Origin of the sequence: Pseudoalteromonas sp. MTN2-4, assembly GCF_042848605.1 — a bacterium.
In the GTDB taxonomy this organism is placed as follows: Bacteria; Pseudomonadota; Gammaproteobacteria; order Enterobacterales; family Alteromonadaceae; genus Pseudoalteromonas.
Genome location: NZ_BTGK01000001.1, coordinates 76,822 through 89,504, shown reverse-complemented (window position 1 = coordinate 89,504; position 12,683 = coordinate 76,822). Strand labels below are relative to the sequence as shown.

11 protein-coding genes are annotated in these 12,683 nt (G+C 40.1%); 10 read left to right on the top strand and 1 reads right to left on the bottom strand.

Going from position 1 to position 12,683, the window contains the following annotated elements:
- Positions 1–74 precede the first annotated feature (74 nt).
- Positions 75–587, top strand: a complete 513-nt coding sequence (locus ACGHEH_RS00400; RefSeq protein WP_390440761.1) for a DUF962 domain-containing protein — start codon at positions 75–77, stop codon at positions 585–587.
- A gap of 27 nt (positions 588–614) precedes the next feature.
- Here the strand turns inward: ACGHEH_RS00400 and ACGHEH_RS00395 are convergent, their stop codons facing one another.
- Complete coding sequence (locus ACGHEH_RS00395) at positions 615–1,574, bottom strand: FHA domain-containing protein (protein WP_390440759.1); 960 nt, start codon at positions 1,572–1,574, stop codon at positions 615–617.
- A 282-nt stretch (positions 1,575–1,856) separates the two neighbouring features.
- On the opposite strand from ACGHEH_RS00395, the gene ACGHEH_RS00390 reads away from it, so the two are divergent.
- The 9 genes from ACGHEH_RS00390 (at position 1,857) to ruvB (ending at position 12,048) form a co-directional block, all read left to right on the top strand.
- On the top strand, positions 1,857–2,447 hold the full coding sequence (locus ACGHEH_RS00390) for a CBS domain-containing protein (protein WP_390440757.1): 591 nt from the start codon (positions 1,857–1,859) through the stop codon (positions 2,445–2,447).
- A 185-nt stretch (positions 2,448–2,632) separates the two neighbouring features.
- On the top strand, positions 2,633–3,889 hold the full coding sequence (locus tag ACGHEH_RS00385) for an efflux RND transporter periplasmic adaptor subunit (protein ID WP_390440755.1): 1,257 nt from the start codon (positions 2,633–2,635) through the stop codon (positions 3,887–3,889).
- A 27-nt stretch (positions 3,890–3,916) separates the two neighbouring features.
- Positions 3,917–4,624 carry an ABC transporter ATP-binding protein gene (locus ACGHEH_RS00380; protein ID WP_390440753.1) on the top strand — a complete coding sequence of 236 codons (708 nt, stop codon included), beginning with the start codon at positions 3,917–3,919 and terminating at the stop codon, positions 4,622–4,624.
- Between the two features lie 10 nt (positions 4,625–4,634).
- The gene (locus ACGHEH_RS00375) at positions 4,635–7,055 is read left to right on the top strand and encodes an ABC transporter permease (protein ID WP_390440751.1); all 2,421 of its coding nucleotides are present in this window, start codon (positions 4,635–4,637) and stop codon (positions 7,053–7,055) included.
- A gap of 15 nt (positions 7,056–7,070) precedes the next feature.
- The gene (locus tag ACGHEH_RS00370; protein WP_390440749.1) at positions 7,071–8,474 is read left to right on the top strand and encodes a sigma-54-dependent transcriptional regulator; all 1,404 of its coding nucleotides are present in this window, start codon (positions 7,071–7,073) and stop codon (positions 8,472–8,474) included.
- A gap of 1 nt (position 8,475) precedes the next feature.
- Positions 8,476–9,831, top strand: a complete 1,356-nt coding sequence (locus ACGHEH_RS00365) for a sensor histidine kinase (protein ID WP_390440747.1) — start codon at positions 8,476–8,478, stop codon at positions 9,829–9,831.
- 56 nt (positions 9,832–9,887) lie between these two features.
- Positions 9,888–10,409 (top strand): crossover junction endodeoxyribonuclease RuvC, encoded by a 522-nt coding sequence (gene ruvC / locus ACGHEH_RS00360; RefSeq protein ID WP_390440745.1) that lies wholly within the window; start codon positions 9,888–9,890, stop codon positions 10,407–10,409.
- Between the two features lie 5 nt (positions 10,410–10,414).
- On the top strand, positions 10,415–11,032 hold the full coding sequence (ruvA, locus tag ACGHEH_RS00355; protein ID WP_130256417.1) for a Holliday junction branch migration protein RuvA: 618 nt from the start codon (positions 10,415–10,417) through the stop codon (positions 11,030–11,032).
- 8 nt (positions 11,033–11,040) lie between these two features.
- The gene (gene ruvB, locus ACGHEH_RS00350; RefSeq protein ID WP_138630609.1) at positions 11,041–12,048 is read left to right on the top strand and encodes a Holliday junction branch migration DNA helicase RuvB; all 1,008 of its coding nucleotides are present in this window, start codon (positions 11,041–11,043) and stop codon (positions 12,046–12,048) included.
- Positions 12,049–12,683 lie beyond the last annotated feature (635 nt).

Below are 12,683 nucleotides of genomic sequence, written 5' to 3'. Positions count from 1 at the left end.
CCTTTAGATTGACAATGATGTAAGAAGTGTGGTTCTAATTTAGTGTTAAGACTCTATTTATAAGTAGAACTAAAATGAAAAAATTAGACCAACACTTAATTAAATATGCGCTCTACCATCGTGATAAGCGCAATATTTTAACCCACTTTGTAGGCGTGCCGCTGATAGTATTTGCTGTAATTGGCTTGCTGTATTTTCCTTTAATGTCAGTCAACAGCCTTCTGATCACCCCAGCATTGATCATTGCGATACTCGCTATGTTGTTTTACTTAGCCTTAGATATTAAATTAGGCCTGCTCATGAGTGGTTTATATCTATTAGGGTTATGGGGGGTAGGCAGTATTTTTGAAAGCATGAACGCGCACACGGCGAATTTTTATGGCTTATTTGCGGGGCTGTTTGTTGTTGGGTGGATAATGCAATTTATTGGGCATTATTATGAAGGCAAGAAGCCTGCATTTGTTGATGATTTAATTGGCTTATTGGTTGGACCGTTATTTGTTGTGGTCGAGTTACTCTTTAAATTTGGCCTACTTAAAAGCTTAGAAGCCCGCATAATTGAACATGCAGGCCCCTACAGAAATTAGCAATTTGATGAAACTGTGAGGCTTGCTCTAGATAGAGATACGGGTCTCAAGTTTACTGCCTTTGACAATAGTAATGTCATTACAGTTAATTCTGACTTTACCATTTTCTGATTCAAGCATGTAAGCAAATTCAGGACATACTTCCATACAAGCATCTCCTAACTGTTTTTTGGCTCGGTGAACCATTATATTCATATGGTTCATTTGTATGCCTAGCGCTTTAGCAAGCTCTTCTCTATACATCCAACCTTGTAATTCAGGCTCTAAGCCTGCTTGTTTGTCAAGAATACGAGTGCGTGCTAGTAATAATAGTAGGTAATGATGTGAACGCGTCCCTAAATCGAATGTTTTGCTTGCAACATTTAATGTAAGCTGCGTGTTTTCTTCATCTAAGCTCACGTTAAAAGATAAGGCATATTCAATATTTTGTGCTATTTCGCTTTTAAGTTGCTTGGTAATGGTCGACGGGCTTGAGCAGTAAAATTGCCACTGATCATTAAAAATACTGATCAGTCCTCCATCAATCAAAACTTGCCTGTCATTTGTGAATAAGTCTTCTAAAAACCAGTAATTAAGCATGCTATCAAAATATGCGATATGAGTAGCTTCTTGTTCGTTTGGCAGTAATAACTGATCTTTTATTTCGATCACTTTATTGCTGTCAGACTGAGACACTAAAAATTGGCAATCAGTGCTTAGGTCGCCGACAACAAAAGAGCTACGACCAGGTGCCGCAAAATCAATTTTATCGTTTAAACATAATTGATAAGGAAGGTTTTTGCTTATTTTCTTATCATTGATCCAAATACCATTGGTGCTCACATCTCGAATTAACCAGTTACCTTGGGTATGTTCGATAATTGCGTGATGACGAGAGATTTCAGGCGAGTTGATAAGGGTATCAACGTTATATTTAAATCGCCCAATGGTGTGGTAGCTTTTTAGATAGACCTTTTCAAGCTTTTGTTCATCAATGAGATAAGCCATACATGCTTCCTTTTCTTAATTAAAACCAAAAATTTTCCGTTGAAACAATCGGCTGATACTAAACTGTCCAGTTGTTCAGCACAATATGATTTAACTTGTTAATGCACACATTGCACGAATAATGAAATTTGGAAAAGTTCAAATTGTATTAACCCAAATAAAGTCTAAGCTTTTTTTTTGTAATATGCGATTACAGCCACTTACACTAGCTTGCATATTCGAGCGTACTGAACCATATTTTTATTATTGCAATAAAGTGAATGGTAATTTGCGAGGTAACAGATGGGTGAATTTAAAAAAATAGACACTGTTGAGTTAAAAGGGGTGTATCAATTCTGCGATCATTTCGACTCAGAAAAGTTAGATCTTAAGAGTAGTGCCCTTAAGATAGTGACAGATTTTACCCGACGAACGCCGCAAGTTATTTTAAAAGACGTAGATGTTGATCATGCTTTATTTATGATGGTAAATGGTCATGTTAGGTCTAAGTTAGTAATAGACCATGACGATACTTTTTTAGGAGTTATTAACTCTCGTGATTTAACGGGTATAAAAGTACTGACTGTGGCGCAAAAACGCAACCAGTCGCGCAATGATCTGACTGTTGAAGATATAATGACAAAGAAATCTGATCTACGTGCGATGCCTTACTCAATGGTAGAAAATTCTAAAATAGGCGATGTACTCGAAACGCTAAGAGGGTTAGGTCATCAACACATCTTGTTAGTTGATGAAAAAGGTAGCTTAAGAGGTATGATCTCAGCCAGTGATATTGCTAGGGCGTTACATATTCCAGTTAATATTCTTCAAACAGCCCATTCATTTAAAGAAATATTTGAAATTATCCATGATCACCAAGAAGTCACAGCTTAAAAGCAATTCAAATAGTATAAAAGTGTCTCATAATTGAGACACTTTTATTTTGTAAGCTGTTTCAGTTTCGACACAATTTAGTACCGTCTTTAACTTTAAGAATATAAAAATCATTAAATAACAACAAGATAAGTGTTGGCTCGATAGTTGATTTAAGTTACTTAGTTCAACTATTGGAGTCAGCTATGGATACGAAGAGAACCCCACAATCAAAACCTGCAATTAAACGATATTGGTACTTACCTGTTATATCTTTGATTGTTCTAGCGATTTACCTATCAAAGCAGTTTTTAGGTGATGCGTCTTACTTTGTCGCACGAGATAAATTACAAATGGCTAATGTGCAGCAGGGAGACTTCAAAATTGAGGTTAGGGGCTCTGGGGTTTTAAAGCCAAAATCATTGCAATGGAGTGCAGCGCAATCTCGAGGCAGAGTTCAGCAGTTACTTGCAAAACCCGGCGACAGTGTGGTGCAAGGACAGAAAATTGCGGTGTTAGAAAATGTTGAACTGCTGAGTGAACTAGAGAAAATTCAATGGGAACTTAAAGCCATTAAGGCTGAGAATAATGCTGCTGCAGTTGCGCAACAAGCTCAACAACTTGATCTTGAAAATGCCGTTATGGAAGCTGAGTTTAATTACAAAAGCTCAAAACTAAAACTAGATGCAGAGCAATCGTTACTAGATCAAGGTAAAGGCTCATTATCTGCGTTAGATTTTAAACGCACTCAACTTGTGGTTACGCAACAGTATGCTCGCTGGCAGGCACAAATAAAACGTGCTGATAAAATGCAACAAAACTACCAAGCCAGCGAATTAGCAAGACAAGCACGTCTTGAGCAGGTCGAAAATAATCTCAGAAAAGCACAACAGCAGGTAAGTGGTTTATCGATCACAGCGGGTATCTCTGGCGTAATACAAAAGCTGCCAATTGAGCTTGGTCAGCAACTTAATAGCGGTGAAAACGCAGCCTTGGTAATAGATCCTGGTTCGCTATTTGCCGAGATAAACGTACAAGAAATACAAGTTAAAGACGTTGTAATGGGTCAACCCGTCACCATAGATACCCGTTTTAATAAGCTCGTGGGTGAAGTGCAGCGTATTTCCCCGTTATCTGAAAATGGCCTGGTAACAGTGGAGGTGGGGATTATCTCTGAACTGCCTAAGGAAGCGCGCTCAGAGCTTAATATTGATGGTTACATTGAAGTGACAAACATCAAAAACACGCTTTATGTAAAACGCCCTGCATTTGCACCAAAAAATCGTACGGTAGATCTGTTCAAAACGACCAGTGACGGCGCGTTTGCACAAAAACATGAAGTCAAACTTGGCACCAGTACTGCCAAATATATTCAAATTCTTTCTGGTCTTAACCCCGGCGATCAAATTATTATCTCTGACACCAGCGCATGGGCATCTCATAGCAGTGTCAAAATACAATAATATCAATAGGTTTAAAAAGGATCTCTCATGTCATTATTAAGTTTAAGTAACATCAATAAATCATTTTTAACTGAAGACATCGAAACCCATGCGTTAAGTAATATTAATCTTGAAATAGCAAAAGGTGAGTATGTTTCCCTGTCTGGCCCTTCTGGCTGTGGTAAATCTACCTTGTTGTCTATTTTAGGTTTGCTCGACACCGCAACCAGCGGACAATATTTATTTAATGGTCAGGATGTCACGGGTTTTAGTCGTGATAAACGGGCCAGGATCCGTTGTTATGACATCGGCTTTGTTTTTCAGTCTTTTAACTTAATTTCTAGTCTCACAATCAGTGAAAACATCATGTTGCCGCTGACTTACCAAAATGATGTCTCTAAGAGCTTGATGCAAAGTAAGGTGGATGAAGTATTGGAACGTGTTGGTATGCAACATCGTGCGTATCATTTTCCTTCTCAGCTCTCTGGTGGTCAACAGCAAAGAGTGGCCGTTGCAAGAGCTTTGGTGAACGATCCTAAAATTATCTTTGCCGATGAGCCAACAGGTAACTTAGACAGTCAAAATGCAGAAAAAGTGATGGCGTTATTTGACCAGTTACATCGAGATGGCAGCACGATTTGCATGGTGACGCACGACCCTCGCAGTGCTCAGATGGCGCAGCGACAAGTTAGTATTCTTGATGGCACATTAGTCAATGATGTCATGCTTCATTCCGTCGAAAAAGTACCAGCGTAAGGAGCACAGTATGTGGCTTGATATTAAGTATGCACTAAGACAATTACTTCAGTCGCCTAAATTCTCAGCCTTGACGCTGCTGGTGCTTATTGGCGGGCTATTTGTCAGCTTGTATAGTTTTTCATTTTTGAATTCAGTGCTATACAAAGATTTACCTTTACCCGAAGGCGATACCATTTTACATATATCTTCTCAATCACAAGAAGATGCAGACCTAGATCCTATGCCGGCTTGGGAAACCGCGAATCTAATCGAATCACAAACCAGTTTCGCGCAGATAGGTCGTTATGTATCAACATTTGGGCATATATTATTTGAACAAACATCTAAACGACTTAGTTTAGAAAAAGTGGATAGTAACTTCTTTGAGTTTGCAAAAGTTCAACCATTAATGGGACGTACACTACAAGCTGAAGACTACCAAGCCGGTGCAGAGTCTGTGGTGGTGTTAAGTTATGTTATTTGGCAGAGCACTTTTAATGGTCAGCAAGATATAGTTGGTCAAATTATAAATCTTAATAATCAATTAACGACGGTTATAGGCGTTATGCCTGAAGGTTTTGCGTTTCCAGTCGCAGGTAGAGCTTGGCAGCCTTTATCTTTGCAATATAGACAGCCACAAATGAGCAACGATGAGTGGCTTAGTGCCTACGGTCGTTTAAATAAAGGCACGTCTGTTGAGCAAGCCGAAACTGAATTATCTAGCTTGTTAAAAGGGTTTTATTCTCAGAAGCAGCAAGCACTGGGCCGTGACTATGAGCCAAGAACAGTTGCGATTACATCGTTTCCGAGTGCACAAGTAAATGGTGCGGGTGGTATTGTTTTTACCTTTATCAATGGTGTTGCACTATGCATATTATTACTCGCTTGTATCAATGTTGGTAACTTATTGCTTGCTAGAGCGTTAGAGAAAAATAAAGAGACGGCGATCCGTGCTGCGTTAGGTGCCCCCACAAAGCGTTTAATTTCTCAGTTAATGTGGGAGGGGAGCATTTTAACCATTCTTGGTTCTGTGTTAGCGGTTTTATTAGCAGGAGCTGCCCTGAGTTATACAGAAATCGTTTTACAAAGTCATATGGCTGATAACCTTGCATTCTGGTGGCATTGGGGAATGGATACTGACACCTTATTCGCAGCCTTAGTGTTTGCAATAGTGACGCTTTTCTTTGCTTGTTTCTTACCTGCGTGTAAAGCAGCAACACAAGATGTGAATGCCACTCTACGAGATGGTACACGAGGAGCTCAAGGTAAAAAAGCGGGTCGACTTTCTAAAGTATTATTGACCGCACAAATATTTTTAATTTCTACCCTAATGCTTATTGGCGGGTTATCTGCGTTTTTATCCCAAACTATTATTAATATGGATATGGGCGTCGACTTCAAGAATAGTCTAGATGTGAATTTAACGTTAGATGAAAACCGCTATACCTCTGCAGAACAAAAACTTACTTATTATCAATTACTAAAAGCTGAACTTGAACAGCAAGATAGTATCAGTGATGTCTCTCTCAGTGCCTACTTGGGTAAAAAGCCTGTCTACCCAGCAGGCCAAATCATTGAAAGAGATCAGGACAAACCACAAGTAGATGTGATTGAGCTGATTGGAAACACACAAAGCTACGGTCCGTATTTGCTAGAGGGTCGTCACCTTGACGAACAAGATCATCGCAATGCAATGCGAACAACTGTGATCTCAGATTCAATGGCAAAACGATACTGGCCGAATGCCAGCCCGCTTGGGGAGCAAATAGACGTTGAACTTAAATCAGGAAAAGAGACACACACAATTGTGGGAGTTGTGACAAACAGAATGAATGCATCGTCTCTATTTGCTTCACTTGATAAAGAAGACGAAATTTATACATCGGCGTTACAAGGTGAAGTCGTGCCTTTAAGAGTGACATTAAAGCACTTTGGAGATAACCAACAAGCTCAGACCGATTTTTATCATGTATTTTATCGATTAGATCCAGCGTCTGATCCTGGTTATTTTAGATCGAAAGAAGATGACTTTGGCATGCTGCATAAAATGGCCAAAACAGCGTTCTTTATTACTTTTGGATGTGCTTTCTTCGCGTTGTTCTTAGCATTAACAGGTATTTATGGCTTGAGTGCGGGTACAGTTTTCCAACGCTACAATGAAATTGGCGTCCGCCGCTCTGTCGGTGCGACAGATAGAGCGATAGTCAGTTTATTCGTAAAACAAGGTAGTAAATTGTTGGTACTGGGGAGTGGCTTAGCCTTACTACTTTTTGTCTTGATTGCTTATGTATTTCATAATTTTACAGAGCAGCTAGTTCCGGCTTACATTTATCCGATACTTGCGTGCGTCGTAACAGTGCTAGTTGCCAGTGCGGTGTTACTTGCCATTTATTTCCCGACTAGAAATGCGGTAGTATTGGAGCCAAGCCAGGTGCTTCGCTATGAGTAAGGAATAACAATAATAATGGCAAATATTTTAGTGGCTGACGATGATATTAACATCATCGCCAGCCTACGATTTTTACTAGATGATCATGGTTTTGATGTGCAAGGGGTAACGTCTCTTGAAGCGGCTAAAACCCAATTAACGCAACATACATTTGATCTTGTCATGCTGGATATGAACTTCCATCGTGATACCACATCAGGCAGTGAAGGTATTGAATTTATTCAACAAATGAATGAATTTTTGGCCGATAAACTGCCGCCAATAATTGCTATGACAGGCTGGGCGACCATAGATATCGCGGTTTCAGCTTTGAAGGCCGGTGCAAAAGACTTTGTGCAAAAGCCGTGGCAAGACGACGCACTCATCAATACCATTCAAACTCAAATTACACTGGCCGAGCGCGAGCAACAGCTCGAACTTGCGCAAGACGAAAATAGTCAACTTAAACAAGACTTATATCTCCAACATGACGATCTCATTGCTGAATCTGCAGTGATGCAGCAACTGCTCAAACAAGCACAAAGTTTAGCAAAAAGTGATATGAACATTTTGATCACAGGTGAAAACGGCACAGGTAAAAGCTTACTTGCAAGTAAAATTCATCAGTTTTCAAAGCGAGTTTCAGGGCCCTTTGTTAGTGCAAATATGGGCGCGATTGTAGAAAGTTTATTTGAAAGCGAGCTATTTGGTCATGTAAAAGGCGCATTTACAGATGCCAAACAAAATCGTGCAGGGCGCTTTCAAATGGCGCAGCATGGTACATTATTTTTAGACGAAATAGGTAATATTCCGCTCGCTCAGCAGGCAAAATTGCTACGCGTATTAGAAGAAAAACAATTTGAGCCTGTGGGTTCAAGCAAAACCCAATGTGCTGATGTAAGATTAGTGTCTGCGACTAATACAGATCTTGAATCTGCGATTCAAGCAGGGTCATTTCGGCAAGATTTATTTTATCGCTTAAACACGGTTACCTTGCACATGCCTGCGTTAAAAGCGCGCAAAGACGACATAGTACCATTGGCAAATTACTTTGTTGCAAAGCAAAGTAAGCATTATGGCAAAAACGATGTTTGTTTGTCTGAGTGTGCTAAAGCTGCATTACTCGCATATCACTGGCCGGGCAATTTAAGAGAGTTAAGTCATTGTATTGAGCGCGCGCTGTTTTTAAGTGAAACAAGTATCACAGCTGAGAGCCTGAATCTCAACGTAACCAGTAGTCTCACTCAGCAAAATGCACTGACATCGATGCCAAAAGACAGTATTACCAGCCAAGCCACTTTAACCTTAGATGAAATAGAGTTTCAGGCCATGGAGCAAAGACTTAAACACTTTGCTGGGAATGTCACCGAAACAGCCAAATCTCTGGGTCTTAGTCGCAGCGGCTATTACCGTCGTTTAGCTAAATACGAAGCGCAATAGCATGCAATTTTTCGCACGCTCCAAAACGAAAGCGGTTGATCATAAACAGCAGCAGACTCGGTTATTATTGGGGCTTTCGATCCCTACGGTTTTAGTGGCTTTTTTTAGTTTACTTTACGCAGGGTTCAACATCTATTTATTGGCCTTTTTCAGCATCATCGCATTGTTAGGGTTGTTTTATGTGGTGTATACCACACGAAATAACATAGACAAACAACAACAGCTCATCAGTAACTTATTGGCGGCTTTGATTGAAGAAGATTACACAATGCGTGGAAACTTACAGCAAGATGCCGCCATCGCGCCACTGTTGAAACTAATCAATACGCTCGCAGATAATTTACAAACAAAGAGTCGCCAAGTATCTGAAAAGCAGATCCTGATCGATAAAATTTTAGATCAGGTTCAAGCTATTTGCTTTGCTTACGACAATGAGCAAAATATCGTGATGGCAAATCATGCCGCACTTACCCAATTATTTTTAGGCCAAGAGTTAGAAGTTTGTTCACTTCAAGATTTCCATTGGATGAAATCAATCACTGAGAAAAATTCAGCAGTTGTGACGTTAAAGACTACGGAGTTACAAGGCGAGTATTTTGCTTTTAAAGATAAGTATTTAAGCGCTGGCAACCCACATACGCTGCTGCTATTAATAAAAGCAGAACAAATACTAGATGAGAGAAAACAGCAAGCATGGCAAGACCTATTGCGCGTATTAAGTCACGAACTTAATAATTCACTCACGCCAATAGCGACAATCAGTCGTAGCCTTAATAAGAAAATTCAACAATGTGAATTTCCTAAACAACCTCAGTTTCAACAAGGGCTTGAAATCATTTCTGAGCGGGCAAGTTCTTTGCAAGCCTTTATTACCAGTTACCGAGAGTTGGCTCAATTGCCAAAGCCGAGTAAATCAGCGGTCACCGTACAAAGTTTGTTTGGTCCTATTCTGCCTTTGTTTGATTGTGAATTTACTTATAGCGAAAATTGGCCAAAACCTGCCTCACAGTTAGTGCTGAATGTTGATAAAAAACAGCTTCAGCAAGTGCTTATCAATCTGATAAAAAATGCCATTGAAGCCAATACAGTAAATAACCAGCAAGGCATTGAACTAGAACTTGAAGCAAGTGATGACATGTTGAAAATTAGCATCCGAGACTTTGGGCAGGGGATCGCTAATTTTGATAACTTATTTGTGCCTTTTTATACCACTAAACAGCAAGGCACTGGTTTAGGCTTAGCATTAAGTCGACAGATAATGCTGAACCATGACGGGCAATTACAATTAGAGAATCACCTTGAGCAAGGTGCAATCGCAACCGTAATTTTGCCAGCGTTACAAAGAGATAATGAATAACTGGTAATTCATACAGTATTTTGGCATTATGCCAAAAAAATAAATGAGAATGTGCTTTGGCAGTAATTTTAGGCATAGATCCCGGTTCAAGGTTTACTGGATACGGCGTTATTGATCATCAAGGAAGTAGGTTTACCTACTTAGGCAGTGGCTGTATTAAAGTTGGGGAGCATGATTTTCCGACCCGATTAAAAATGATCTTCCAAGGTGTCACCCAGCTGGTTGAGCAATTTAACCCACAAAGTTTTGGCATTGAGCAAGTGTTTATGGCACATAATCCTGACTCCGCATTAAAACTAGGGCAAGCCCGAGGCGCTGCAATTGTTGCCGCGACTATGCAAGATGTTCCTGTTTATGAATACTCCGCTAGGCAAGTAAAACAAGCGGTTGTAGGCACAGGTGGTGCTAAAAAAGAGCAAGTTCAAGAAATGGTGAAACGTATCTTGAAGTTACCGGGTACACCGCAAGCCGATGCCGCAGATGCATTAGCCATTGCCATTTGTCATGCACATTCTGAGCAAAATTTAATTCGTTTAGCTGGTAATGCCAGCAAAACAGTTCGTCGAAGATTAAGGTAATAAACATGATTGGAAGACTAAGCGGCACTTTGTTAGAAAAGCAACCGCCAGAAATTTTACTTGATGTAAATGGGGTAGGTTACGAAGTTCAAATGCCAATGACCTGTTTCTACGAGTTACCTAATATTGGCGAGCAAGCAGCGATTTACACGCATTTTGTGGTACGTGAAGACGCCCAGTTATTATTTGGCTTTAATCATAAAAAAGAGCGTGCTTTATTTCGAGAATTGATAAAAGCCAATGGTGTAGGTCCAAAACTTGGTTTAGCGATTTTATCGGGTATGTCAGCTGAGCAATTCATCCACTGTGTGAATAACGAAGACGCGACCACTTTGGTGAAAATTCCGGGTGTCGGAAAGAAAACCGCTGAACGTTTAGTGCTAGAAATGAAAGATCGCTTAAAAGACTTCGGCAATGATTTACTCACGCCATTTAGCGATAATGCGGTCATTGCGCCACAAGAAGATCCGACGGTTGCCAATAATCCAGCCGATGATGCAGTTGCTGCATTACTCGCATTAGGCTATAAACTAGCGCAAGCACAAAAAGCGGTGAAGGCAGTAAGCCAGCCAGATATGAATACCGAAGCGCTGATCAAAGAAGCGCTTAAATCTATGATGTAATAACCCTTATGATTGAAGCTGATAGACTGATTGAGCCAAGTGTTCAAGGCAACGAAGAAGTTATAGACAGAGCCATTCGTCCAAAATTATTAGACGACTACACAGGCCAGCCCCATGTAAAAAAACAGATGGAAATTTTCATTGAGGCTGCTCGATCTCGTCAAGAAGCACTCGATCACCTCTTGATCTTCGGTCCTCCAGGTCTGGGCAAAACAACCCTTGCTAATATTGTTGCTAACGAGCTTGAAGTGAATATTAAGACTACTTCGGGTCCTGTACTCGAAAAAGCCGGTGACTTAGCAGCATTGCTTACCAATTTAGAAGAGGGTGACGTGCTGTTTATTGACGAAATTCACCGTTTGAGCCCACAGGTAGAAGAAATTCTTTATCCTGCAATGGAAGACTATCAGCTTGACATAATGATAGGCGAGGGACCTGCAGCCCGTTCGATTAAACTCGATTTGCCGCCATTCACACTGATCGGTGCCACCACGCGCGCTGGTTCATTGACTTCACCGCTGCGTGACCGTTTTGGTATTGTGCAGCGCTTAGAGTTTTACTCAGCTGCAGATTTAGCAACTATTATTTCTCGTTCGGCATACTATCTAGACCTAGCTATTAGCCCAGAAGGTGCCGATGAAGTGGCACGTCGTTCACGCGGAACACCACGTATCGCCAACCGCTTACTGCGCCGAGTAAGAGATTTTGCCCAAGTCAAAGGCGACGGTAAAGTCAGCCAAGATATTGCCAAGCAAGCCCTAGATATGGTCGATGTCGATAAATGCGGCTTCGACTACATGGACAGAAAGTATCTACTTGCACTTATTGAAAAATTTGCTGGTGGCCCAGTCGGCCTCGACAATATTGCCGCAGCTATTGGTGAAGAGCGCGAAACCATTGAAGATGTCATCGAACCTTTCTTAATTCAACAAGGTTTTATTCAGCGTACGCCGAGAGGTCGTATAGCGTCGAATGCTGCTTACCTGCATTTTGATTTGGCACCAAAGCAGGATTAATAATTCACATTGTCATGGCGAAGTAGAGAGCTTGATTTCGTATCACTTCGCTTTGATAGTTACCTTAATTCTGCAGGAGTCGGATAGTCTGGGTGTTCAACATTTTTATGGGACCAAACTGCATGAACAGAAGGCTCTGACTCTTCTCTAATTAACTTTACTAAAGTGTTTAAATCTTATTTGGTTTGCCTAAAACTGGTACTAATTTTTTGAAATATTCTAAGGAACAGGCGCCTATAATAGATATTTCATACATTTCTCTAAAAAATATCACCTCTTAGCTTTGATCGGCATTTACAGTTATGCATTCATTAGTAGTTCATGCTTATATTATAAGTCTTGATCTTATTTCCGTTATTTATTCTTTTCTCATGTTCAAATGCTTTAATCAGTTAGCAATATAAAGCCCGATTAGATTCAGTTTCACCAGCAAATATTTTCCTTTTCATAAACATCTATTAATGCTGCTTATTGTGAATATTTATTCTGTTGATTTTCAGTTTACGTAAACGTAAAGGTGGTGATTTAAGTGACTTAACGCAACCTTTATTAAATATTCTTTAAAATGTTACCGGTGTCATTTGTTTTTTGTTTGTCATAATTTAACATTTCTGTTGTTTTTTACTTTTTTGGTG

Bases quoted from the DNA above. Each gene is read 5' to 3' on its own strand.
- ACGHEH_RS00395 (WP_390440759.1), bottom strand. From the start codon at position 1,574: ATGGCTTATCTCATTGATGAACAAAAGCTTGAAAAGGTCTATCTAAAA.
- ruvA (WP_130256417.1), top strand. From the start codon at position 10,415: ATGATTGGAAGACTAAGCGGCACTTTGTTAGAAAAGCAACCGCCAGAA.
- ACGHEH_RS00370 (WP_390440749.1), top strand. From the start codon at position 7,071: ATGGCAAATATTTTAGTGGCTGACGATGATATTAACATCATCGCCAGC.
- ACGHEH_RS00375 (WP_390440751.1), top strand. From the start codon at position 4,635: ATGTGGCTTGATATTAAGTATGCACTAAGACAATTACTTCAGTCGCCT.
- ruvB (WP_138630609.1), top strand. From the start codon at position 11,041: ATGATTGAAGCTGATAGACTGATTGAGCCAAGTGTTCAAGGCAACGAA.
- ACGHEH_RS00385 (WP_390440755.1), top strand. From the start codon at position 2,633: ATGGATACGAAGAGAACCCCACAATCAAAACCTGCAATTAAACGATAT.
- ACGHEH_RS00365 (WP_390440747.1), top strand. From the start codon at position 8,476: ATGCAATTTTTCGCACGCTCCAAAACGAAAGCGGTTGATCATAAACAG.
- ACGHEH_RS00380 (WP_390440753.1), top strand. From the start codon at position 3,917: ATGTCATTATTAAGTTTAAGTAACATCAATAAATCATTTTTAACTGAA.
- ACGHEH_RS00390 (WP_390440757.1), top strand. From the start codon at position 1,857: ATGGGTGAATTTAAAAAAATAGACACTGTTGAGTTAAAAGGGGTGTAT.
- ACGHEH_RS00400 (WP_390440761.1), top strand. From the start codon at position 75: ATGAAAAAATTAGACCAACACTTAATTAAATATGCGCTCTACCATCGT.